20 protein-coding genes and 1 pseudogene are annotated in these 25285 nt (G+C 43.6%); 13 read left to right on the top strand and 8 right to left on the bottom strand.

From position 1 onward, the window contains the following. Nucleotides 1-357, top strand: a pseudogene (locus AAC006_RS20025) (hypothetical protein); the annotation flags it as partial. Beyond that, a complete protein-coding gene (locus tag AAC006_RS20020; RefSeq protein WP_339892347.1) occupies nucleotides 354-1523 on the top strand; it encodes a TonB-dependent receptor in 1170 nt (389 codons plus the stop codon). The pseudogene AAC006_RS20025 and the gene AAC006_RS20020, both read left to right, overlap by 4 nt. A gap of 176 nt (nucleotides 1524-1699) precedes the next feature. On the opposite strand, the gene AAC006_RS20015 is transcribed toward AAC006_RS20020, so the two are convergent. Both AAC006_RS20015 and AAC006_RS20010 read right to left on the bottom strand, forming a co-directional pair. Beyond that, nucleotides 1700-2383 carry a type 1 glutamine amidotransferase domain-containing protein gene (locus AAC006_RS20015; RefSeq protein ID WP_013782581.1) on the bottom strand — a complete coding sequence of 228 codons (684 nt, stop codon included), beginning with the start codon at nucleotides 2381-2383 and terminating at the stop codon, nucleotides 1700-1702. A 181-nt stretch (nucleotides 2384-2564) separates the two neighbouring features. After that, nucleotides 2565-5585, bottom strand: coding sequence for a TonB-dependent receptor (locus tag AAC006_RS20010; RefSeq protein WP_288388699.1), 3021 nt, complete (start codon nucleotides 5583-5585; stop codon nucleotides 2565-2567). Nucleotides 5586-6031: 446 nt separating this feature from the next. Here AAC006_RS20010 and AAC006_RS20005 point away from each other — a divergent pair, with 446 nt between their 5' ends. The 5 genes from AAC006_RS20005 (at nucleotide 6032) to AAC006_RS19985 (ending at nucleotide 10892) form a co-directional block, all read left to right on the top strand. Continuing rightward, on the top strand, nucleotides 6032-6892 hold the full coding sequence (locus AAC006_RS20005) for a PhnD/SsuA/transferrin family substrate-binding protein (protein ID WP_339892344.1): 861 nt from the start codon (nucleotides 6032-6034) through the stop codon (nucleotides 6890-6892). Next, nucleotides 6885-7832 carry a hypothetical protein gene (locus tag AAC006_RS20000; protein WP_339892342.1) on the top strand — a complete coding sequence of 316 codons (948 nt, stop codon included), beginning with the start codon at nucleotides 6885-6887 and terminating at the stop codon, nucleotides 7830-7832. Before AAC006_RS20005 ends, AAC006_RS20000 begins: the two co-directional genes overlap by 8 nt. A gap of 188 nt (nucleotides 7833-8020) precedes the next feature. Next, entirely contained in the window at nucleotides 8021-8644 is a 624-nt protein-coding gene (udk, locus tag AAC006_RS19995; RefSeq protein WP_126872864.1) for a uridine kinase, read from the top strand. A gap of 12 nt (nucleotides 8645-8656) precedes the next feature. Next, complete coding sequence (locus tag AAC006_RS19990; protein WP_339350196.1) at nucleotides 8657-9868, top strand: NupC/NupG family nucleoside CNT transporter; 1212 nt, start codon at nucleotides 8657-8659, stop codon at nucleotides 9866-9868. 184 nt (nucleotides 9869-10052) lie between these two features. Next, a complete protein-coding gene (locus AAC006_RS19985; protein WP_339350194.1) occupies nucleotides 10053-10892 on the top strand; it encodes a 2OG-Fe(II) oxygenase family protein in 840 nt (279 codons plus the stop codon). A gap of 122 nt (nucleotides 10893-11014) precedes the next feature. Here AAC006_RS19985 and AAC006_RS19980 read toward each other — a convergent pair whose 3' ends face one another. After that, entirely contained in the window at nucleotides 11015-12184 is a 1170-nt protein-coding gene (locus AAC006_RS19980) for a tetratricopeptide repeat protein (protein WP_013782574.1), read from the bottom strand. A 188-nt stretch (nucleotides 12185-12372) separates the two neighbouring features. Here AAC006_RS19980 and AAC006_RS19975 point away from each other — a divergent pair, with 188 nt between their 5' ends. The 3 genes from AAC006_RS19975 to AAC006_RS19965 all read left to right on the top strand — a co-directional run bounded on the left by AAC006_RS19975 (nucleotide 12373) and on the right by AAC006_RS19965 (nucleotide 14522). Next, nucleotides 12373-12879, top strand: coding sequence for a fasciclin domain-containing protein (locus AAC006_RS19975; RefSeq protein ID WP_013782573.1), 507 nt, complete (start codon nucleotides 12373-12375; stop codon nucleotides 12877-12879). Nucleotides 12880-13025: 146 nt separating this feature from the next. After that, the gene (locus tag AAC006_RS19970) at nucleotides 13026-13442 is read left to right on the top strand and encodes an MAPEG family protein (protein ID WP_208806165.1); all 417 of its coding nucleotides are present in this window, start codon (nucleotides 13026-13028) and stop codon (nucleotides 13440-13442) included. Between the two features lie 120 nt (nucleotides 13443-13562). After that, nucleotides 13563-14522, top strand: coding sequence for a diguanylate cyclase (locus tag AAC006_RS19965; RefSeq protein WP_126872867.1), 960 nt, complete (start codon nucleotides 13563-13565; stop codon nucleotides 14520-14522). A 33-nt stretch (nucleotides 14523-14555) separates the two neighbouring features. Here the strand turns inward: AAC006_RS19965 and AAC006_RS19960 are convergent, their stop codons facing one another. From AAC006_RS19960 to AAC006_RS19945, 4 genes are all read right to left on the bottom strand, one after another. After that, nucleotides 14556-15239 carry a 3'-5' exonuclease gene (locus AAC006_RS19960; protein WP_338456272.1) on the bottom strand — a complete coding sequence of 228 codons (684 nt, stop codon included), beginning with the start codon at nucleotides 15237-15239 and terminating at the stop codon, nucleotides 14556-14558. A 2-nt stretch (nucleotides 15240-15241) separates the two neighbouring features. Further along, entirely contained in the window at nucleotides 15242-17071 is a 1830-nt protein-coding gene (locus AAC006_RS19955) for a DUF294 nucleotidyltransferase-like domain-containing protein (RefSeq protein ID WP_338456271.1), read from the bottom strand. A gap of 128 nt (nucleotides 17072-17199) precedes the next feature. Next, nucleotides 17200-18906: a sodium:solute symporter family protein gene (locus AAC006_RS19950; protein WP_126872869.1), complete on the bottom strand. Its 1707-nt coding sequence runs from the start codon at nucleotides 18904-18906 to the stop codon at nucleotides 17200-17202. Nucleotides 18907-18910: 4 nt separating this feature from the next. Then, nucleotides 18911-19177, bottom strand: coding sequence for a DUF4212 domain-containing protein (locus tag AAC006_RS19945; RefSeq protein ID WP_013782567.1), 267 nt, complete (start codon nucleotides 19175-19177; stop codon nucleotides 18911-18913). A 257-nt stretch (nucleotides 19178-19434) separates the two neighbouring features. Between AAC006_RS19945 and AAC006_RS19940 the strand changes: the two genes are divergently transcribed. Continuing rightward, nucleotides 19435-22887: a PAS domain-containing hybrid sensor histidine kinase/response regulator gene (locus AAC006_RS19940; RefSeq protein ID WP_126872870.1), complete on the top strand. Its 3453-nt coding sequence runs from the start codon at nucleotides 19435-19437 to the stop codon at nucleotides 22885-22887. On the opposite strand, the gene AAC006_RS19935 is transcribed toward AAC006_RS19940, so the two are convergent. Further along, nucleotides 22884-23522 carry a mechanosensitive ion channel family protein gene (locus AAC006_RS19935; protein ID WP_126872871.1) on the bottom strand — a complete coding sequence of 213 codons (639 nt, stop codon included), beginning with the start codon at nucleotides 23520-23522 and terminating at the stop codon, nucleotides 22884-22886. The genes AAC006_RS19940 and AAC006_RS19935 overlap by 4 nt on opposite strands. Before the next feature lie 231 nt (nucleotides 23523-23753). On the opposite strand from AAC006_RS19935, the gene rimK reads away from it, so the two are divergent. Both rimK and AAC006_RS19925 read left to right on the top strand, forming a co-directional pair. Continuing rightward, nucleotides 23754-24659: a 30S ribosomal protein S6--L-glutamate ligase gene (gene rimK / locus AAC006_RS19930; protein WP_013782564.1), complete on the top strand. Its 906-nt coding sequence runs from the start codon at nucleotides 23754-23756 to the stop codon at nucleotides 24657-24659. Beyond that, nucleotides 24660-25285 (top strand): succinylglutamate desuccinylase/aspartoacylase family protein (locus AAC006_RS19925; protein ID WP_339892338.1); only part of this gene is annotated, 626 nt, incomplete at its 3' end.

The raw sequence follows: 25285 nt of genomic DNA, 5'->3' as shown, positions 1-25285 counted from the left end.
CTCTGCTCGACGACTTCAAAGCTGCCTGTCAATAGGGCCTTGGTGAACGGTTACGGCCTTGAAGGCTATACCGACATTGGTGGCAATGAGTGGGATTGGCAAGTTTATTACCAACGCACGTCTGCAAAAGAAGAGGTATTCAATTACAACTTAGTTAACGACACAGTTGTACAAGATTTAATTGATACTGAACAGTTGGATTTATTTAATGTTCAAGGTTTAAGTACCGACGACTGGTCTGCTTATAACGCTGAGCTATTGGCTAGCGCTGATCACACTGGCACCTACCAGTCTACACAGATGCGTGACATTATTGACGGCAGCATTTCTGGCGAAGTTTCTCGAATAACTTCATGACAGTGAGTGCTGTTTTCGGCGCTGAGTACTCTTACCTTGATTTTGAGCAGATATCTGACCCTGAATCGGGCTTGGGTATTATTTCAGGCGGTTCGGGCGGTGACGACGTGTATGCGACTCGTGAGCGACAGTCTTACTATACTGAGTTTGCTATCGAACTACCCCATGAAGTGGAAGTATCTGCTGCACTTCGTTACGACGGGTACGAGCTTGAAGGGGATACAGGCGAAAGTATTTCAACCTCTGAGTTCTCAGATACCGTACCTAAGCTAGGTATCAGCTGGCGCCCAACTGAGTCACTTTTACTTCGTGCTAGCTGGGGAGAAGCTTTCCGTACACCAACAATGAGTGAAATGTTCGCGACCATCTCTTACGGCTTCCCAAGCGCATACGATACCTATTACTGCGATACACTAGATAACCCTGGTAGCGACGATAGTTACTGCTCATCAGGTCAGCAACACCTAACCTATTACGGCGGTAACCCAGACCTTAGCCCAGAAAACTCTGAGTCGCTTACGCTTGGTGTGGTTTACGATGTCACTGATGATTTATCACTCGAAGTGTCTTACTACCAATATGATTACGAAAATAAAATCGAAGATATCGACGTAGATGACCTAATTGCTGCTGACTTAGATGGTACGTCTAGCAGTATCGTTCGTGATAGCGATGGTAAAATTACATCGATTACCTCTGGTTACACAAACTACTCAGAAGTGAAGACCAACGGTTTTGATATTACCGCGAACTACGATCTGGCCACTGAAATTGGTGATTTTGGTGTCAACCTTGAATACTCCCATGTATTTAGTTACGAAGAAGAAGGTACTGAGTGGGCAGGTGAATTGTTCTATCCTGATAATCGCGCTAACTTGACGGTAGATTGGACCGACGGCGATAAATGGACGGCATCTTGGAGAACGCTATTCATCGGTGCCAACGGTGAAACCTATTACGATTACTATGATTACGCCGACAATTATTTTAAACATAATGTGACGGTTTCATATCATGTGAACGATAATGTGAAGGTTTCTGCCGGAATTGCGAATATTACCGATGAATTTGAAGAGTACGCACCTAGGGAATGGCGCGGATATGATGACTCTTTGTATGATCCACTAGGACGTACAATGAGTTTTAATGTTCAAGCTAGCTTCTAACATTTAACTTATAAAAAACGCCGCATTTCCTGTGTTCTATCTCTAATCTGTTTGAGATAGAACACAGTCAGCGGCGTTTTCTTATTTTCGTAATCATTAACGCTTTATAAACCCGTTATACCAGCTGTCAATTAGACAACACGGGCTAAGTGAGTAGTGTAAGTGCTTGAAGTACCCTACGAAAGTACCTTAATAAGCGCTTCAGCCGCGGGGCCTGATGATGCTGGATTCTGTCCGGTTACCAACAGACCGTCAACACACACTTTAACGCCAAAGTCGTCGGTACTTTCATACTTACCGCCCTTACTGATAAGCGCGTCTTCCACTAAATAAGGCACTACGTCGGTTAACCCCATTGCGTCTTCTTCACTATTTGAAAAGCCAGTAACGGTTTTGCCGTTAATAAAAAATTCACCATCGGCGCGTTTTACTTCTTTAAGTACGATAGGAGCATGGCAAACGGCGCCTACAGGCTTCTGAGCTTTCACCATATCTTCAATTAGCATTGTGGAGTGAGTATTGTCAGATAAGTCCCATAACGGACCGTGGCCGCCCGGATAGAACACGGCATCAAATTCATCTGCACGAACATCTTCCAACACAATAGTTGAAGACATTGCGCTTCTTGCAACCTCATCTTTTGTGTAACGGATAGCATCGTCGGTCATAGCATCATCTGCCAAGCTATTTGGGTCGATTGGCACTTGGCCGCCCATAGGTGAAGCTAAGGTGATGGTATACCCCGCATCTTTGAACGCATAGTAGGGTGAAGCGAACTCTTCCAGCCACATTCCTGTTTTCTTGCCTGTATCACCTAACAATTCATGTGAGGTCATTACCATTAATATATGTTTAGACATAAGTTCTCCATGTGAACAATTCATTTAGTTATTCGTTCGTATGGCGGCAATAGTTAGATCAGAAAAAGAAAATCGATGCGATGAGAAACATAAAGAGAAGTTGATTTGCAAGATAAAAAAAATGCCACTTCCAAAATTGGAAAGTGGCATTTAACACTACAACTGGTTTTTAAACTGTTGCTTAGAAGCGGTAGTCAATACCTACACGCATTTCCCAAAGTGATGCATCACCCTGACGACTTTCAGGAGATGATGTACCTAGCGCAGCAGTATTGAAGTTAACTTCTTCCAAAATACCCCATTCATCGTTGATGAAGTTGGTGAAGTTATTCATAACGAAGTAAACCTGAGCAGAGTGATCTTCACGGAACGCAGGAATATTTTGTCTAACTGCGATATCCATTTTGAACCACCAAGGGCTAGTTTCATCGTTACGCTCTGCGCCAATCGGTAATACGTTGTTACCTTCAAGATACGGCGTGTAGCCATATACAGAGTTACCACTGATGGTGTAACTAAACGGACGACCAGACTGCGCTACTGCATAAGCAGAGAAGATAGTGCTGTAACCGTCGATAAGTTCAGTTGTGTAACGAAGGTCAGCAGTAAAGCGGTGTTCAATGTTCCAATCAGACAGTGAAGATACTTCTTCGTTGATGTCAGTAAATGCTCTGTACTGGAAGTTAGAGAACGCTACTGAACTCGTCATTGGTTGTACATCTTCAGCGTGGCTGTAGTTATAACCACCGGTGAAAGTAATACCATTGTCCCAAGACTTGTTCATGGTCGCTGTTAGTGAGTAAGACACTGAATCTTCATCAGAGTTAGTCAGTTCAAGTGAACCGTAACCTACTGAATCATAATCAGGGTAACCTTCATCAGTTGTGCCTACACGCTCAAGACCCACATATTTAATCATGGCTTGTTTCTGCGTCACGCTTAGAAGGAAATCTAAGTTGAATACGTAGTCTTCATCATTGATATGAGTCATACCCGCAGAGATTTTCCATTCGCGAGGCATTACGAAGCCTGGATCTAGGTTGTTACTTTCAAAGTTACTACCTGCTCCAGAAGACATTTCTTCGTCTAAATCAGAAGGTACTGAGTAACCAGGGCCAGCTGTTACGCCGTCTTCTGTGTTAACCCATGTAATGCTGCCGTCGAATAAGTCAGCGTATTCACCATCAACTTCACCACCAATAACGTTAGTATTTTGATAGTTGTTTGTCATCCATACGTTCGGGTTACCACCTGAGAATAAACCAACACCACCACGTAATTCAGTTGAGTCACTTACCGTGTAGTTAAGGCCAACACGTGGTTGTAGTAAGCTAAGACCGTCTAGGTTAGCTGTGTTGTCATAACCGTTTCCAGCTACGAAATCAGCGTTTCCAACAGGCTCGTCTGACGTTGTGATCCAGTCATAACGTAAACCAGCAACCACTTTCAAATCATCAGTAAGGTAGAACTCATCTTGTGCGTAAGTAGAGTGTGACGTGTAACCCCACTCTGCAGCACGGTCTAACAATTCACCAGAATAAGCGTAACCGTATTCGATTTCTGCATTTGTTCCGTTAGTGAAATCTTCCAAGCTTTCAAAAGTAATAGAGGTTTCAGAATGCTGAACGAAAAGGTTGTAGATATCTAGTTTGTCACTCTCATAACCGAAAGTTAACGCGTGGCCGTTGTCGAAGTAATAGTTACCACGGAACATTAGGCTAAGCGCTTCCCAATCTAGGTCGTTTGCTTGACGGCTGTCATCAGAACCTAGGAAAACGGTTAGGTCGTCATCAGAAGTATCTGTGTCATTACCTAGCTCAATTTTGATTTCACCAAAGTCGTTGCCGCCTGGAGTGCCGTCACCGTACATAGAACGCTGTAGGTTATCTAACTCGGTGCGAGAAACACGAATTTCAGTCGAGAATTTGTCTGTCCAGTCTGAGTAAAGTACACCAACAAACGATTGAAGCTCTGCGCCACGCTCGTAAATGTGGCTAGATAGTTCAAACTCATCTGCGTCGCCGTCAGATTCTGAGAAGTTGTTACCATCGTTGTAGTTGTACGTAAACGCAAAACGGTGATTTTCGTTGATGTTCCAGTCTAACTTAACAAGAAGCTTTTCATCTTCATTAGGCATGCTTAGAGGAGTTGTGCCGGCATCAAAGTTATATAGTGACTGAGATACAGACTGAATTTGTTCAAGCTGGGCTTGTGTAAGCGCTACTTCATTAATTGCGCCAGAACCGATAGCACCACGGTCAAATGTATTTGCGCCTTCTAGTTTTTCGTAAGCAGCAAAAACAAACAACTTATCTTTGATTAGTGGGGCACCCACTGTGAAGCCGTAACGTTTTTCAGTGTAACTACCAAGGTTGATATCATCACCTTCAAGAGAGTCACCACGTAGGCTGTCGCTACCATAGTCGTAGAACGCTGAACCGTGAACTTCGTTTGTACCTGTTTTACTTACCGCACTGATGTTACACGCAGAGAAACCGCCGTAGATTACATCAAAAGGAGCAATTTCTACTGATACGCCTTCGATAGCGTCAAAAGAGAAAGGCATTCTTTCTGTAGGGTAACCGTTCGAGTTAAGACCGAAAAGGTCATTCATGCGAACGCCATCAACAGTTAAACTGTTAAAACGCGGGCTTTTACCAACACACTGGATACCACCGCTACCGCCTTCATCTACGTAGATACGAGGGTCAATACGAACGATATCAGTGATATCACGGTTAATCGCTGGCGCTTGTTGAAGTGTTGCCAAATCAAAGTTTGCTGAAGGGCCAGTTTGACCGAATGCCAAGCTACCTACTTGAGAAGCCGTTACTACGATATTTTCGTAATCAGCTGCAGATTCAAGTGTTCTTTGGATAGTTGCCGCTTCACCAAGCTCTAGGTAAATATCGCTGATCGTTTGATCTGCAAATTCATCTGAGTCGATTTCAACAGTGTAAGGACCACCTACACGTAAACCACGAAGGTTAAATGTACCAGCACTATTTACTGTGACTGATTTAACCGCACCAGTTGGTACGTGAGTTACTTTAACTACGGTTCCAACAGCAGGGTTGCCGTTTGGACCGACGATTTGGCCATTCATATCTGAAGACGTTACTTGAGCCATTGCAGTCGTGGTTAGACCCACTGTTAGTGCAACTGCTGCAGCAACGCGGCTGAGCTTAGCTGATGAGTACATGTGTGTTTCCCTTTTTGTTTAAAATTCTTTTTTTTTAGCGCAGAGGGAATTTATTCCCCTCTACGACCTCTGATATTGACTAAAAGACTTCTTTAAGTGGATGAAATTGTTATAGACCTTCGTGTCATATTTATTACAGTTTTGTATATTTCGTCAATTCTGCGTCAATTCCGTGACGTGATTTCATCTCATTTTTTGCACCACACACCTGACCATTTGGTCAAGTTATTTTACTTATCAAAACCAAGGTCGTCTGACTTGTTCTTGTGGTTTCTATTGATGACATATCATGGACTAATAAACAGCGTTTAACAAAATTCAGTCTGATTTGTAAAAAACACTTATTTTTCATGATTATAACCAATTAAAATAAATTTACCTATTGCAATAAATAACCTTAGCTGATGAAATTAGCACATAAATCACTAACTCATTTGGTTATTTTTTTGCCAAAAGTCAGAATTATTGCTACCGGAAGGTGGTTCATACTCCTTATTGCCGCACTTGTTTGCGGTAGCGCTGGCTATTTTTCAAAGAAAATAGAATTTATTCCTGTGCCTCCTCAAACTGGTCGAACTTTAACCTGCCAAACCGAGTTACAAAATAATTTAGATACCTTTTCAGTGTATGTCACAGATGGGTCTATCGCGAATATGGCGTTAGAACGTTTATGCGACAACAAAATCATCAAAAGGCAATTTGGCCAAGTCAGGGTCATCGTCGGGCAAAGTGACTATGATACCTTTCGATATATAAACCACGGAGTGGTCGATTTAGCGTTAATTAAACGTAATGTAGTAGATGCTTTCGGTGCAGATCAAATTTATGGTTTAACCCTAATAGCCTCGCACCCCAATTACAGCGCTTTCTTTATATCTCAGCGTGAAAAACCCCTGCTTGAAAAAGAGTACTTACTTGGCAAGCGAATTGGCCTGCTCGATTACCCTTCCAGCCGCTCAGGGCACATAGTTCCAAAAACCATACTTCAAAACCTTGGGTTAACTGAGAATAACGTGAACATTGTGAACTTCAATTCCCACAAAGATTTGCGCAGAGCATTGCTTGCTGGTGAAGTTGATATTATTTCATCGTACTGGGCCGAGGAAGATGCGCAAATTTTGTCCAAGAACTATGCAACGCCTCTATTAAAAAGTGTTAGCGGCATGCAATGGTTTTTGAAGATGCAAATGCAAAACACTGATTTACTCTGCGCCATGCAGTCTGTAGTGAAAGACATCGCCGACTCTCATGCACGTCCCTATTACAAAACCCTAGTTCTTGTGAATGGATGTAGTGAAGATGAGTAATATGATGTCAACTGTTCGCCCGTTTACCCTAATTTGTGCACTTATACTCTTTGCGGTACTTCAAATCATCAGTACGTTTGGCCAGGTTATAGGTATTCAGTTAGCTCGTCATAATGCGAAAGACAACGTAGAAAGAAGAGTAATATTGGACAGCGCGTTTCTTGATGTTGGGAATGCAACACTAAATACCCCCGTAAATACTTATGCGGTGGGTCGCTATATCGAAACTATTAACGAAGATTTAGCCGCTGACAATTATCCGATTAGAGTCGCCTCAATACAAGGCGTGAATGCTGATGTAACCTATCCCGAATATAGCTTATCCCATACTTTTGTATTCGAAAACGCAGAGCAAAAAATTACGCTAATCATGCAATCGCTCCCTATGTATCAAAACCTTAAGTTTAGTTGGTGGGCTTTAATAATATCAGTATTGCTTGCACCTGCGTTTGCTATCCCTAGACAGCGGAAAACCAAGCATGTTGTCAGTGAAGAATTAGTTGTCCCTCCTAAGCCCAAACTTGTTATTAATTTGCGCGATAAGACGTTAGGCAATAGCGTAAATGACACCGTTGTTATATTGCAAAACAAGCCTCTTTGCTTTTATACAGCGCTCGTTAAATATTGCACAGAGAACCCAGAGCACCCACTTCCCCCACATAAAGATGTCCCTATTGAACTTATTGCACTTGCAAATAAAGCCTTTGCTCGATTGATTGAATTAGGGCACACAAAACGTAAAAGGCCAGACTTTAACGCCAACTTAGATAAAACGTTAAGCGAAATCAGAGCATCACTTGATGAAGTATTTGCCTTGTACCCTGAGGAAAAAGAGCGCTATTACCCTCCTCGTGCCCAAGGTGAAGGTTCTCGTTCAAAACAGCATTCTTATGCGCTTACCCATTTATCGCCTGACGATGTAGAAATTATCGGAAACTAGCTATTTTTTAATCAATTATGACAGTGGTATAAAAATAAATTTAGGAATGAAAACGCACTCAAATTAAGCGAATGTTATTGATTCGGCTAGCAAATAGCGATCCATTTGACCAACTGGTATGAATATAACATTGATTCGTAGAGGCTAAACGCGTATCTTTGCTCCAATAAAATCAGCTTTCTAAAATTATGCAATCGCCTTTAATTATTGCCATTTCTGGAGCTTCAGGCTCTGGAAAGTCACTGTTTACCGAAAATTTGTTTAACGGCTTCTCTGCTCAAGGAAGGCCTGTGCAAGTGCTTCGCGAAGATCACTATTATCGCGCTCAAGACCACTTGCCCATGGAAGCACGAGAAAAAAACAACTACGACCATCCCAATGCATTTGAGCATGAATTGCTTAAAGCGCATTTGCAGGCACTTCGAGAAGGTCAGCCTATTGACTACCCTCATTACTGCTTTAAAACGCACACTCGCCTGCCTGACACCGAACGTTTGAACCCAGCGCCAGTCATTATTCTTGAGGGAATTATGCTGCTTGCTCGTGCAGATCTTCTGCCACTTTATGACGTTAAAATCTTTGTCGATACCCCACTCGATATTTGTCTTATGCGCCGCATGATACGAGATATCAAAGAGCGTGGGCGCACTATCGAGTCAGTTGCCAAACAGTACGAAGAAACGGTAAAACCCATGTATCACCAATTTATCGAGCCAAGCCGGTTCACTGCTGATGTAGTAGTTACACAAGGTGGTAAAAACCAAATTGCTCTAGATGTGATCAAATCTCACATACAGCAAGCGCTTCTATAAAGGATTGATATTATGGTGAGTTTACTGGGCATTGCAGTCCTTTTAGGTATTGCATTTGCGCTTTCGTCGGCGAAACGCAGCATTAGTTTGCGTACTGTCGGTGGCGCCTTTGCTATGCAAGCTTTAATCGGCGCATTTGTTCTGTATTCTGAGCCTGGCAAAGAAGTTCTGTTAGCAGCAACAGGGTTTGTTGCTAACATCATTGCCTACAGTCAAGATGGAATTAACTTTCTCTTTGGTCCTATTGGCGATAAATCCATTGCATTTATATTCGCCTTTAATGTGTTGCCCGTTATCGTTTTCTTTTCATCACTTATTGCTGTGCTATATCACTTAAAAGTGATGGGCTTAATTATTAAAGTGATTGGTGGCTTCCTTCAAAAGGTATTAAGAACTAGTCGTCCTGAATCTATGTCAGCGGCAGCAAACATATTTGTAGGGCAGACAGAAGCCCCATTAGTCGTTCGTCCTTTCATACCTCATATGACGCGTTCTGAGCTATTCGCCGTGATGGTTGGTGGTCTTGCCTCTATTGCAGGCTCGGTAATGGCGGGTTATGCGGGTATGGGCGTAGATTTGAAATACTTACTCGCTGCAAGCTTTATGGCAGCCCCTGGCGGTATGTTGATGGCAAAAATCATCTTGCCAGAAACCGAAGAACCTAAAGACGGTTTAAGCGAAATAGATTCGGAAGACACTGGCTACGCCAACGTCTTCGATGCGGCTGCTAGCGGTGCTGCATCTGGGATGACACTCGCATTAAATGTGGGCGCTATGCTACTTGCCTTCATCGCCCTAATTGCCATGTTCAACGGACTAGTGGGTTGGACAGGTGGCTTGTTAGGGTATGAAAATGTCACCTTTGAAGGGATCATGGGTTACATACTTCAACCCTTAGCATGGGCAATTGGCGTTCCGTGGGAAGAAGCACAGATAGCAGGAAGCTTTATCGGTCAGAAAATGGTAGTGAACGAATTTGTGGCTTACCTAAATTACCTTGACGTACGTTCAGAGTTATCTGAATCAACGCAAGCTATTGTCACTTTTGCACTTTGCGGTTTTGCAAACTTGTCCTCTATTGCTATTTTGATGGGTGGTATTGGTGCTATGGCACCTACTCGCCGAAAAGAAATTGCTCAGTTGGGCCTAAAAGCAGTTATTGCAGCAACGTTATCAAACTTGATGAGCGCAGCGCTCGCAGGCTTTTACTTAGCACTTGGCTAAACGACAAAGTTAATTACTAGATTAATTTTCAGGCTAAGATATCGCCCAAATGTAGACTAAATGGTCTACATTGATTACATTAGGTATCTTAGATTAGGTTGATTGATTTAAGTCAACTACCAAAGCTTTTTTGGCGGCCCGTCTACCTTTATAATGCCGCAATCAAAATAAACGGGGTAATGTTATGCAATTAGTTGCTGTTGATTACACGGCGGAAAACGCCCAAGAAGAATTCGTTAAGTCACTACGAGAGACGGGCTTTGGGGTATTGAAAAACCACCCTATTCAACAGTCACTCGTGCAAGGCATTTACGATAGCTGGCAAGGATTTTTCGATAGCGAAGAAAAAAATGACTACCTTTACAACAAAGGTAAGCAAGATGGATTCTTCCCTCAGAGTGTTTCAGAGGTAGCCAAAGGCTTCACGAAAAAAGATATTAAAGAGTACTTCCATTATTACCCTTGGGGTCAATGTCCTGACGAGCTTCGTCCTTTGCTGTCGCAGTACTATTCAGAAGCCAACACGCTTGCTTCTGAACTATTGAGCTGGATTGAGAAACATTCTCCAGAAGAAGTCAGCGATAAGTACAGCCAACCGTTGGGCGACATGATCAAAGATTCAGATCAGACGCTACTACGTGTACTTCACTATCCACCATTAAGTGGCGAAGAAGAAGTGGATGCTATTCGCGCGGCGGCTCACGAAGATATTAATCTTATTACTATTCTTCCTGCTTCTAACGAACCAGGGTTACAAGTAAAAGCGCAAGATGGCAGTTGGTTGGATGTACCTTGTGATTTTGGTAGCCTGATTGTAAATATCGGCGACATGCTTCAAGAAGCATCAGGTCACTACTTCCCATCAACGACTCACCGTGTTGTGAATCCAGATGGCGCAGACATGACCAAGTCGCGTATTTCATTACCACTGTTCTTACACCCTCGTCCGGATGTAAAGCTTTCAGAACGTCATACTGCAGGCACATATCTGCAAGAGCGTTTGAGAGAGCTAGGTGTTATCTAAAGAGCGCTATCCTATTAAAAAAGCCACGTTTTAACGTGGCTTTTTTGTTGGTGTAATTTATTGATACCCTCGCCGCATTTACGTGGTCACTACTCATTTTGTAAGTAGTTAGTCGTTATTAATTAGTAGTTCAGAGCAATCGTGGAAAGCTTACTCATGTACCGGTTCTCATCTTGTGAATTGGGTGCAAGTTGAATTGCGCGTTTGATGTAACGCTCAGCGTTACTGATATCTCCTATCTCGTAATACACTTTAGCCAACCCAAAAAACACTTCGTGTCTGGTATTATCTAAGCGAAGCGCGCGTTGGAAATGTTCCAATGCATCTGCTAACTCCCCTTCGTCCAAAGCTTGCTCCCCAAGAATGAAATGATAAAAAGGATTTTCTTTTCGTTGCGCTTCTACCTTTGCTTTAATTTGTGCTGATTTATCAAATAACCCTTGGTGGTAATACAAAATAGACAAGTTGTCCCACGCGGTCAGATTGTTCTCATCTAGATTTAACGCAAACTGATAACTTTGCTCTGCGGCTTCAAATGCGTCGACCATACGGTAAAGCACACCTAAATTGACCCAACTTTGTTGTAACTCTGGCGATAATACTGCAGCAGCCCTAAAGTAGCTGTATGCCCGCGTATAACTGTTGGCAATTAGCGCATCGGCGCCTTTGTTGTTATAGAACATAGACAGCACGAGGCGCTTGGTAACCGGCACCCGTGGAAAGTGCGTTCTGATCATTTGTGGGTCAAAATCAACATCTGCACTACTTGGTCCGATGTTGGTCACTAATGGATCTTTCGGGACATTGATAGTTAAGTTTACGTGACCATTTAAAAAACTGAAGCCGTCACGCCTTGTCCAATACTCGGGTATATCTACTTCATAGAATGTGGCATCGTAGCCTGCGTGCTGAGCCATAGCGTAAGTCATGATAGACAAAGAAAGGCAGTTGGCAGAACGATTATAAAACGTCTCACTGGCAACCGAGTTCGCATTGCTGCGGTACAATAGTCCCATTTCAGAATGGTCAAAGATTGACGAGATCAGACCTTTTACGTTGGTTGTTTTTCCTCCCGACTCAAAAACAGCCTCATCGACAAATAACTGAGCATCTTCTTCTAGTGCAAATACCTCCTCTTCCGTTTCAATTGGAAAAGACGCATAACTTGGAAATAGATGGTCGTGTAATGCAGGATAAGGATTCTTGGCAACAACGGGCGTAGTGCTAGCACAACCTAGCATAGCTGAACCGATAAAAACGAGTAGTGCAGTAATAAGATGTCGAAGTAACATAATGCAGCCCTCCCCTATTAACACCTTGGCGAAGTATAGCGCAGCACCCAATAATTTAACATTATTTTTACATATTCATATCTTCCTACTTTTCCCATTACGTAAACTTAATCATCCAAATTGAGGTGGTAGCGTAACAACCTGCGCAACATCATTTAATTTTCTATCTCAATTTAAGGAAAAATTTTATGCGTAAGTTAATCCCATTGGTAATGATGAGTTTGATGAGTCTTTCTGCTTTTGCTGGCCATCATATGGAGTCCGAGAAAACTGATATTGTTGATACTGCTGCTAGTCAAGAAACATTCTCAACATTGGTGACTGCTGTAAAAGCCGCCGACCTAGTAGACACACTAAAAGGTGACGGTCCTTTCACTGTATTCGCTCCTACCAACAAAGCCTTCTCTAAATTACCTGAAGGTACCGTAGAGATGTTATTGAAGCCTGAAAATAAGGCGCTATTAACACAAGTACTTACTTACCATGTAGTATCCGGCAAAGTCATGGCGGAAGATGTTATGTCACTGACCAGTGCAACTACTGTTGAAGGCAGTGATGTGAAGGTGGTTACCGCCATGGGCAAAGTGATGATTGACGATGCAACAGTAACGAAAGCTGATGTAAAAACATCAAATGGTGTGATTCACGTTATCGACACTGTACTGCTTCCTGCTGAAGTTAAAAAAGCGTTATAGTCCATTCATAGTAAGTAGCGGGTTTCCGCTACTTCCCCCCTTCCATGTAAGACACTCCGTGCAAACTCATTAGCACTGATATTTTTTGTAATCCAGAACCTTCTTCTAGCCCGTATACCAATTAACTAGCTTACAAGGATGAAGTCATGTTCATTATTTACACTTACACTATCGCAGGGCTTGCGGTAATCATTTTAACGGTATTAGTTCAAAATATCGTTGCTGCAGTAGCGCATCGCAAACAGTCGTCTTATGTACCAGGAAAAGTCGCAGAAGACTTAAGTCATGACAGTTTTGTATTTAGAAGCCATAGAACGTTTCACAACTCACTTGAGAACGTAAACCAGTTTATTATTCCAGCCATACTTTGCATGTTTGTTGGTGTTACCCCTCTCTATCTGGCTATCTTAGTTTGGGTGTATGGCTTATGTAGAATTGTTCATATGGCATTATATTATGCGATGGCGACTGAGCGTAATCCAAGTCCGAGAACCTATTTTTATATGATAGGGCTGGTAACTAACCTAATACTGTACGTGCTTCTTTTTATATCGTTAATCTAAATGAGTGAAAATGTTAATTATTAAACTTATGTTTAATGCATTTTTTTCACTCGCCGCGTTACTCTGAGTATAAGGTTTACAAATAGTTGGAAACAGCTGCATTGTAGGTAAAGGACTAACATGTTTATTGAGCAAGTAAATAAACGAACATTATCAGACTGCCATTTATTAATTGTAGATGATCAAGCAAGCTCTCGAATAATTTTAGAAGGGCTTCTTGATGAGTTTGTTAGTTGTACATCTGTTTCTTCCGGTGCAGCAGCGCTTGCTTACTGTGAAGAAAATACGCCTGATCTTATCTTGATGGATGTTTATATGCCAGACATGGATGGCCATCAAGTTGCAAAAGCCTTGCGTGAAAACCCGAGCAAGTCTGATATTCCAATTATCTTCGTTACCGCAACAACATCTGACGAAGCCCAATCAAAATGCTGGAATTCTGGCTGTGTTGATTTTGTGACCAAACCTATTAATGCATGCACGTTACAAAATCGCGTGAAAGCGCACCTCAATCATAAGCTCAAAAATGATCTGTTAGAAAATCTCATTTATATCGATAGGCTAACAGGCGCCTATAATAGACATTATTTAGAAGACTACCTTCCGCGCTTGATGAAAGATGGCAAGCGGAGTCATAACCCTCTTTCTCTTGTACTTTTCGATGTTGATTACTTTAAGCGGTTCAACGACCGATATGGGCATATGGAAGGCGATAGCTGCTTATGGAGGCTTAGCAAGGCAATTAACGATAGCTTGTTGCGTCCTATGGACAAATTAGTTCGTGTGGGCGGTGAAGAGTTTTTAGTTATTCTACCTAGCACTGATAAAAAAGGCGCAAAATTAGTCGCCAATCGACTTTTGGAAACCGTGTTTAATTTAAACATTCCCCACGCTGATTCAAACCTTGCAAGAGTGACAATTAGCGCTGGGGTAGCAACTAAAAATCCAGACGACAACAAAACCATCGACTTCACTATGCTGCAAGCTGATAAAAGCCTCTATGCTGCAAAAGGGCAAGGTAGAAACTGTGTCGTAAGTAGCGTGGAAAAGGCTCACAATGTTATGGAGCCGGAAATTTAAGTGGTATGGTAATGCTTAGTTTAGGGTAATTTATTAAGGCTTAACCACCCCAAGTGTTTTCTTACCAAGCGCTTTAGTATGTGATAAGTCTGCCAAGCAACTTTGTTGTGTTAGCCCTAATGACGCTAACTGTGCATAACATAGGAGTAGCGCTGCCATGGCATCTTCTAAGGCATTATGTTGAGGCACCGCCGGTAAACCAGCTCGTAGTAAGCATGCACCTAGGGATGCACTATTTGAGGGAACGACTTCGTGCTCTTTTTTCAATTCATACAAAGCAAGTTGTAAAGTGTCGATGTAATAAACCTCTTGTGCCGGTAAATTTAATCGCCTAAATACCGCATCTAGCACCGCCAAATCTAAATTCGCATTATGGATAACTAAAACCTTCGAGGGTAACTGTGCGGTAAATTTAGTCAGCACATCTTCTATTTTCTCGCCCTTTGCAATATTGTCCTGAATAAGTCCATGGATAACGGGGCTTTGCCCTAAAGACGCCTTGGTTTTCACAACGCTATAAGCGCTAGTTTCTAGAGCAATGCTGCTATTACGCCCACATACCCAGCCAAAAGAGGTAATTTCTGACTCATTGGCGTTTAAGGAGGTCAGCTCTAAATCAATCGACATAAGGGTAGAGTCTTGTAAGGTCGCGTTTTTGAACCTATCGAATGATGATGGACCGCGCCCAGATAACCAGTTACTTAGCCATTGCAACATACCTATGCCATGCCACCGGAAAAATTTATAATAATTGCTTTTTGGGCTCTTTCGATAGCTTGAAACGATGCCTTTAGTTGATGCTTTTCTATAGAAGATAAAGACGACACTGACACACTATTATCTGCCACGTTATACTGAAGTTGGTGCCGCCAGCGTAATCGATTTAAAAATATCCAAATATCCCGCAAATTCGCTGCATCTTTGGTAGAAAGCTCAGAATTTTCGGGCAACAGAGATAGCCTTGCGAGAGTGCCAGGTACTGATATCCCTCCTGCTAGGGCATAAATACGCGCAATATTGTTGATCAGTGCCACCGCACGTACTTTTAAATCGATCGTATCTTTCAGCTTCCCTCCCTTCTCATAAGTAAATTTTTGAAACATAGAAAGAGGTACAGAGACTTCATTTGCATGACGGGACAATGCCGCAAGAAATAAACTTTGTTTAAGCAGGGGCATTCTTTGACGTTGTAGCGTTTTAAACAAGCCCACATCACCCGCGGCGCAGCGTGCATCAAGAAAGATATTAAAGTGCATAATGGCATCTTTGGTAGGCGCATTTACCCATTTCCGCGCTTGTTCAACCGCTTGCTCTAACGTTAACCTCAGCTCGGGATTACTCGCCATAATATTGCCACTGCATAGCTTAATACCACATTTTGCTAATCCCTTGCAGACATAGTCAGCCATGGCGGCAAAGTAATCGGCTTGTGCTTGCGTGGGCAATTTAGCTAATAGCAACGCGTTGTCTTGATCCGATCCCATTGTCTGATCTTCTCTCGCTTGTGAGCCATAGACTAGCCACGAAAACATCATGCCGGCTTTACCATGTTCTTGCTGAAAGAAGCCAATGAGTTTTCGCGTCATAATATCAGTGGCCTGAGATAGCACTTTACCTGCAATATCATAATCGCCTGCGTGTTTAGCATGTGCAGAAAAGTAGTGTGGAAGCTGCCACGCTAAACGCGTTAATTCGTACAAATTGCTCGCTTTCGACAGTTCGCCAATAATAAATAGAACGCTGCCTCGTTGATGGCGAACAATATCACTGGCCGTCACCATACCCACGGGTTCATGACTGTCTTTATCTAAAATAGGCAGATGATGAATGTTTTTTTCGGTCATTAACGCCATGGCGTCAAATAACGTTAGGTTACTGGCAACATTCGCTGGCGACGAGGTCATAACACTGCTAACAGGGTTCGTCAGCGCAACACCGGCGGCAACCACTCGGGAACGTAAATCTCTATCGGTAACGATACCCACTAGCTGCCCTGCTTCAGTAATGAGAAGAGACGACACACGGTTATCGGTCATCAGTTGAGCCGCTTGTTGAATGGGCGTATTTACATCGGTGCCAATGGGTGCTTTTTCTGTTAAATCACAAAGTGGTTTGTACAACCACATAGATTTTGACTCTGTTATAGCCTGATTTTGTAGTGCATCATGTCGCAATCCATTAAAAAAAGTATTAATGCTATCGAAACGAAGAAGCGCTTTAAATGGTGCTTCATCAAAGCTGTACACTAGACCTGGGCTCTCTACCGTCACCGACATTGGATAGTCTCTACCATCCAAAACACGCTGGAAGCCAAAGTAGTCCCCTTCACTAACATAACGGGGGGCGTCTTGCTCGGTACTTACCGAAAACTGGCCGCTTTGAATGAGATAAATTCGGCGAGATTGTCCAACTAAGGTCTTTAGGTTTTCTTTTGTTACGTAAAGCAATTCTGCCGAGGTAAGTAAATCAGTTAATGAATCCACATCAAGCGTATCAAAGGGCGCAGATGCAGCAACAAAATCTGCGACTTGCTGGGCAATAGCTGTCATACACAATGCTCCTGAAACGATAAAAACCAACCCGCTTTTAGAGTTTCCTCTTTGAACGGGTTGGCTTAATAAAGGCTCAGTTAATTACTGAGCGTCAGCTTCTTGTTTTAACAATTAACTTCTAGCCGTTAGTGTGCAGATGCCTCGCCCGCCCCTTTCGGATAGCGAATGCTTTCTACTAACTCTTGAATTTCTTCCGGCGCCTCATCGGTAAACTTAAACACGATAAAAGCAACAAGGAAGTTAACTATCATACCTAACGTACCTATGCCCTCTGGCGAAATACCAAACCACCAGTTTTCAGGTACATTTGCCGCAGGATTAACAAACTTGAAGTAAATGATATAGGCAGCAGTGAACGCAATACCTGCAATCATGCCTGCAATAGCGCCTTTATCATTCATACGTTTGCTAAAGATACCCATAATAATGGCAGGGAAGAAACTGGATGCCGCCAGACCGAACGCGAAGGCGACCACCTGCGCCACAAAGCCCGGTGGATTAATCCCAAAGTAACCTGCAATAACAATGGCTACCCCTGCGGCCAGTCGCGCATAAAAGAGCTCAGACTTATCGGTTATATTGGGCGCAAAGTTACGCTTCAACAAATCATGAGACACCGATGTAGAGATAACAAGCAGTAAGCCTGCGGAAGTAGACAGTGCTGCAGCTACGCCACCAGCGGCCACTAATGCAATGACCCATGCTGGTAAATTTGCTATCTCAGGGTTAGCTAATACCATGATGTCACGGTCAACTTTCATTTCGTTGCGCTCATCACCAGAGTAAAACATCACCCCATCACCGTTCTTATCGTTGAACTCGATAAGCCCAGTTTGCTCCCAGTTTTTAATCCACGACGGTGCTTGCTCGTAACTTGTACCAGTTAGTTCAGGCCCGTTAATGGTTTCAATCATATTTACGCGAGCAAAAGCTGCAAGAGACGGTGCCGTAGTGTAAAGAATAGCAATAAATGCTAATGCATAACCTGCCGACTTACGCGCATCATGTACTTTCGGTACAGTGAAGAAGCGAACGATAACGTGAGGCAATCCAGCTGTACCTACCATCAATGCAAAAGTAATAAAGAACACATCGATGGTACTCTTCGAGCCGGAGGTATATTCATGAAATCCGAGCTCCACCGACAGACTGTCGAGTTTCTGCAGTATATGCATCCCCGACCCATCTGCGAGCGTGGCGCCGAACCCCGTTTGTGGAAGAATGTGGCCAGTTACCATGATAGAGATAAATACCGCAGGCACAATATAAGCAAAAATCATTACGCAAAACTGCGCAACTTGAGTATAGGTAATGCCTTTCATGCCACCAAGTACCGTGTAGAAAAACACGATAACCATGCCAATAACTACACCCGTCACGATATCGACTTCTAAGAAACGACTAAATACTACGCCTACGCCTCGCATTTGCCCTGCCACATAGGTAAAGCAAACAAAGATCGCACAGAAAACTGCAACGGTTCTCGCGGTTTGGGAGTAGTAGCGGTCGCCAATAAAATCCGGTACAGTAAATTTACCGAATTTACGTAGGTAGGGTGCTAGACACAAGGCAAGCAATACATAGCCTCCAGTCCATCCCATTAGGTAAACTGCGCCGTCGTATCCCATAAAGGAAATAAGGCCGGCCATTGAAATAAATGATGCTGCCGACATCCAGTCTGCAGCGGTAGCCATACCGTTTAGCACGGGAGGCACACCGCCACCAGCAACGTAGAAGTCGTTAGTAGAACCCGCTCTAGCCCATACAGCTATGGCGATATATAGCGCAAATGTTGCGCCTACAATAATAAATGTTAGTAGTTGAACGTCCATGGTATTACTCCTCGTTTACGCCATAACGTTTATCCATCGCCTTCATCTTTGACATATAAACAAAAATTAGAGCGACGAATACATAAATGGAACCTTGTTGCGCAAACCAGAAACCCAGTTTAAATCCAAAAAAGTGGATATTGTCTAGCACATCGACAAACAAAATGCCGGCGCCAAACGACACCGCAAACCAAACGATTAAAAGCTTGGCAAGGAGAGACAAGTTCTCCTTCCAATATGCTTTTTTGTCGTCATCATTTCTAAATGCCATTGTTCCGTCCTCATGTCAGGTTAATCAATTGTTTTATTTTTACATTTTCCTAACGCCCAGCTTTGCTAACATTATTGCCAAGCTTTTTCATTTAGACCGAACAGGCCTCAGAGCGGCAAAAGTCAAGCACTTAGGAGCACGATGTATACTCTAGACCTCACTATTCAAATTCAAAATGAGACCATGGTCGTAGGTAGACCATGGTCGAAATGATTATAATGCACACAGACTTGTTAACTTTACGTTAAAGGGAATTCATGACGTTCGGTTGGGTTACGCTTGCGGTACTGTATCTATTTTTGCTTTTTTCTTTGGCGAGTTGGGGCGATAAGAACTCGCCCCGTGCCCGCGCGTTAACCTCGCATCCAGCCATCTACTCGCTGGCACTGGCCATATATTGCACGGCGTGGACATTTTTCGGCATGGTGGGACAAGCCAGTCGCGACACATGGATTTACCTACCCATTATGTTAGGGCCAATATTGGTCTATGTGCTTGGGTATCGATTTATTTATAAGCTAACTCTGGTGAGTAAAAAGCAACATATCACCACAATTTCTGACTTTATCGCGTCGCGTTATGGGAAGCGTCAAACCGTCGCTCTGCTAGTGACCGTTATCGCACTGTTGGCTACCATTCCCTATATTGCGTTGCAGTTAAAAGCGATTGGCTCTACTTTTCAGTTGTTAACCCAGCAGCCTAATAGTAATTTTATCGTGATTGCTGCCACCACGTTTATTGCTGTATTTGCGATCTATTTTGGCACTAAACATGCCGATGTAACTGAGTACCGCCGAGGGTTAATGCTCGCTATCGCCTTTGAATCTACGATTAAGTTACTGGCGTTGGTGTTAGTGGCTTTTGTGGGCTACAGCGCGTGGCGACAAACCGAAACAGGCCCTTTTCTTGAAACCTTTGTGAATACAGCCGCACTCTCTCAATTTAGCTCGTTCAACTTTATCGCTCAAACCATCATGGCCGCGGCTGCCATTGTATGTCTACCTCGCCAATTTCATGTGGCGGTCATTGATAACCTGAGCCTTTCACACTTAAAAACGGCCCGTTGGTTGTTCCCACTTTATCTCGCGATAATTTCTGCGGTTATTCCCATTATAGCTATTGCGGGTAAAGCTATTTTTGCCGGCGCCAGCGTTGAGCCAGACTCCTATGTACTGTCACTCGCCATGTTCTCGGGCTCGGCCTTGCTACAAGTTATTGTATTTGTGGGCGGATTATCTGCTGCTACTGCAATGATAATTGTGGCAACCCTAACCTTAAGCACCATGCTAACCAATGACGTGATATTGCCCCGCTATTTAGCATTTCGAGGAAATTCTGCGCAAAAAAGAGATTTCTCTGCGCAGATACGCCTTATCCGACGCGTTGTTATTGCTTTCATTTTACTTATGGCATTTTTATATCATCAACAAATGACCAGTAGCCGCTCGCTACACTCAATTGGGCTTATTGCGTTTTCATTAGTCATCCAGTTGATGCCGGCGATCCTCGGTGGATTATATTGGAAACGTGCCCATGCCCATGGTGTTTACGCAGGCTTGTTAGTGGGAATAATACTTTGGGTACTGTGGTTGGTATTTCCGCTCGTAGGAAAACAAACCTCGCAATTTGCCAACAACGAACTTATCAGCCAAGGCGCGATGATAAGCCTTGGCGCTAATACCGTGATGTATATTATTTTCTCTTGGTTCGCCCCGCACCGGCTCATCGACAGAATTCAAGCCGAGGCCTTTGTGTCTCCTGCTGTGGTTAAAAATAGTGTGATTAAAGGTCCTAATAGCAATGTGACGGTATCTGACCTCACCACGCTACTATCAACCTTCATGGGTACAGGTCGATGCGAACAGCTTATTGAGCAATATCAGCATCACAATAGTTGCACGCTGAACCACCAAGCTTCTCCCGATGAAGACTTTCTTGCGTTTTGTGAGCGTGCGCTAGGCGGTGTTATAGGTGCATCCAGCGCCAAAGTGTTATTAGACAGCGCACTGCGTGGCAAGAAAATGGACTTCACGGAAGTGATTAACTTTTTCGATGACACCACGCAAGCTATGCAATTTAATATGACTGCGCTTTTGACCTCGCTGGAGAACATGGATCAAGGCATTAGCGTAGTCGATAAACATTTAAATTTAGTGGCTTGGAATAAGCGATACGCAGCGCTATACACCTACCCTGAAGATTTTCTTGCTGTAGGCATACCCATAGAGAAACTTATCCGCTTCAATGCTTCACAAGGAGAATTTGGCAAACTGGACGTAGAAGCGGAAGTAGAAAAGCGCCTAGAACACTTGCGCTCTGGTACCCCGCACCGATTTAAACGGCAGCGAAAAGATGGCCGCGTAATAGAAATGGTAGGCAATCCCCTACCTGGCGGAGGCTTTGTAACCAGTTTTAATGACATCACCGATCATATTGAAATTCAACAAGCTCTTGAAGAATCAAACATCGACTTAGAAGCCAGAATTAAGCGGCGAACCGAAGAGGTGCATACTATTAACGCCGAGCTACGCCTTGAAATAGAGCGGCGCTCTGGTGCAGAAACTGAACTTATACGGGCTAGAAAGGCGGCTGAAGATGCGAATGCCAGTAAAACTCGCTTCCTGGCACTTGCCAGCCATGATGTACTTCAGCCTCTTAATGCCGCCAAGTTATATATCTCGGCACTAGAGGAACAAGAACTATCGAATGGTGTGCATGAAATCATTCAAAAGCTGCATCACTCCGTGACCTCAAGTGAAGCCCTTATCGGTACGCTTTTAGATATTTCACGCCTTGACCAAGGTGAAATGAAACCAGACATTGAGCCCGTGGATGTGCAGGCTCTTCTCAGCCCGCTTATTGACGATATAAGAATGCGGGCACGGGAAAAAGGCCTTTCACTGCGGGTATGGATTAAACCACTTTGGGTAATGGCCGACAAGACTTACTTATATCGAATTATGCAAAACCTGCTGTCAAATGCAGTGAAATACACCCAAAGCGGCAAAGTTGTATTGGTTATAAAACCCGTAGGGTCAGTCGTTTCTTTTCGTGTTTACGACACGGGTATCGGCATTTCGGAAGATAAAAAAGATAACATCTTTAGTGATTTCTATCGCATTAATCAAAGTGCTGAACATGGTATCGGCTTGGGGCTAGGCGTGGTGCGTAGGTTGAGCCAGCAGTTGGGTAGCGATATAACCGTATCGTCAACACTGCAAAAAGGGAGCTGCTTTACCTTCACCCTGCCAAAAGCCCAGCCAGGTTCTTCGATAAGTACGACAACTAAGCATAAAAACACCACCTTTACTGGTTTACAGGTACTTTGCGTAGATGATCAAAGGGAGAACCTAGATGCCATGCAAACGCTGCTAGCACGCTGGGGCGTTAAGGTGATGTTGGCGGGGTCTTGGGATGAAGCGCTTGCCCTGATTGAGCAAACATCACCTCAGATATTATTGATGGACTATCAATTAAGCCACGATGAAACGCAAAACGGCTTAGCCTTAATAGATAAAATTAGATACCAGCTTGATGCCATATTACCCGCTGCGCTTATCACAGCCACGCCGGATGAAGATTTAGTGGTTAAGTGTAAGGATCAAGGGGTTAACTATTTATCTAAGCCGCTAAAACCCGCAAAACTTAGGGCACTATTACAAAGTATGACTCGCCATATTCGCGAGTCACACTATACCGATAGCGACTAAATTTGGGGGGCGCTTTTCACCTGGCTCTTTTTCGTCGGTTTATCGGATTGTTCTTCCGTTTTAGTCGCTGCGGTTGTTGGGGTTACTTTACCCATGGTGCCCCACGCTGATTTAGGATTTATAAGCACAGGACGAGTTAAAATTAGGTTATTGGGGTACATGAGGGTTTCGCGCTCAGAAGTAACCAGCCGAGTACTAAATGGCCCTAAGTCGGCAATATAGCCCTCTATAAAATTATCGCCATCGAGGATACGAATAAAATTTCCTCGGCGATACGCAACGTTCGTCAACAGTATGAAATAAGCGGTAATATTGCTTATCAGTGACCAACTGGCGAAAAGCGCTACCCCTGTTACCGTGATAATAGAGGTTGATAATACCAATAGACCTGAGAAGTCGATTCCCCACGCTAGAAGCAGCAAGGCTAACGATACGGTCGCCACAATAACTCGTGCGGCAAATAACCCCTTAATTGCGCTGGTAGACTTTAATTTGGTTTTCTCAATATTGGTTTCAAGTTTGGGAAGAATTTTTCGTGAAGCCGCCAAATAAAACAGTAAAACCAACCCACTCCAAATAAGGTTTGATTGGTAGCTCGTAAGCCAAACCAATACCTCTTGCCACCACTGCACCATAGTAAAAAACTCATTATATCCTCATGTTACCCCATGCTATCGCGTAACGTTTTTGAGTTCATCCAGATATTACTGTCGCCACCACAATAATAATTCGTAAGACCATTAATAAAAGGTGCTTTATGATGCGCGCCAATTCGCTGCAGTCCGACTAAACTGGCTATGCACCCAAAAAGGTGCTAATGATTAAGCAGCACTTTTTTGAAAATTTATAACAACAGGCAATTTACAATGCGCATAGCGATTTTATCTCGGAATTCTCGTCTCTATTCAACCTCTCGTTTAGTAGAAGCAGGTCGTGCTCGCGGTCATGAAGTAGATGTTATTGATACCATGCATTGCTATATGGACATCACCAGTTCTCGTCCATCGGTGCGCTACAAAGGTAAAAGACTTCCTTATTACGATGCGGTTATTCCTCGCATTGGCGCTTCTGTTACCTTTTACGGTACTTCGGTTGTACGCCAATTCGAAATGATGGGCACCTATAGTGTTAATGAGTCTGTGGCGATAAGCCGCTCTAGAGACAAGTTACGTTCTCTACAACTGTTATCACGTAAAGGCATTGGCATGCCGCGAACTGGCTTTGCTCACCACCCTGATAAGATAGAAGACGTGATAAAAACTGTGGGCGGCGCGCCAGTGGTCATTAAACTACTTGAAGGTACTCAAGGTATTGGTGTGGTATTAGCCGACACCCATAAAGCGGCTGAATCAATTATTGAAGCCTTCATGGGGTTAAATGCCAGTATCCTAGTGCAAGAGTTTATTAAAGAGGCCGGTGGCTCTGATATTCGGTGCTTCGTAGTAGGCGGTAAAGTGGTTGCCGCAATGAAACGACAAGCGGCACCGGGTGAGTTTCGCTCTAACCTTCATAGAGGCGGTCAAGCCAGCTTGGTAAGACTAAGCCCAGCTGAACGCAAAACTGCCGTAGACGCTGCTAAAACGATGGGTTTGAACTGCTGTGGCGTAGATATTTTGCGTTCAAATAATGGGCCTGTAGTGATGGAAGTAAACTCTTCACCAGGATTAGAAGGCATTGAAAAAGCCACTAATAAAGATGTGGCCGGTATGATCATTGAATTTATTGAAAAAAGTGCAGAGCCGCACAAAACCAAAACACGAGGTAAAGGCTAAGTGGCAGTGGATAATTTAGTCATTGGTGGGCAGAGTATCGCGCCAGGCGAATCAGTGAAAATTGAGCTGGAGATGCCCCCGTTATACACCGCGACAAACATGAGCATTCCCGTGTATGTTACCCGTGGTAAACGCCCTGGCCCAACGATGTTTGTTAGCGCCGCTATCCATGGTGATGAACTCAATGGTATCGAAATTGTAGGCAGACTCATTCGCTCACGGGCCATTGAACGGTTAAGAGGTACCCTAATCGCGGTGCCTATGGTGAACGTGTACGGGGTGTTAAACCAGTCTCGCTATTTGCCTGACCGTCGCGATCTCAACCGCAGCTTTCCTGGCAGTAAAAAAGGCTCGTTGGCCGGTCGACTCGCCAACTTGTTCTTAAAGGAAATTGTGCAAAAGTGCGATGTAGGCATAGACCTGCATACCGGTGCAATCCATCGCAGTAATTTACCGCAAATTCGCGCTGACTTAGACGACCCTGAAGTACTTGAGATGGCCAAAGCATTTGGTGTACCTGTGTTGCTAAATGCTGAGCTACGTGAAGGTTCATTACGTGAAACCGCCAGTGAAAGTGGTGTTAAAATTTTGCTTTACGAAGCAGGTCAGGCCTTAAGGTACGATGA

Origin of the sequence: uncultured Alteromonas sp., from assembly GCF_963976965.1 — a bacterium.
Classification (GTDB): Bacteria; Pseudomonadota; Gammaproteobacteria; order Enterobacterales; family Alteromonadaceae; genus Alteromonas; species Alteromonas naphthalenivorans.
The sequence above is the reverse complement of the archived record's forward strand: the minus strand, read 5'-3'. Positions and strand labels throughout refer to the sequence as shown.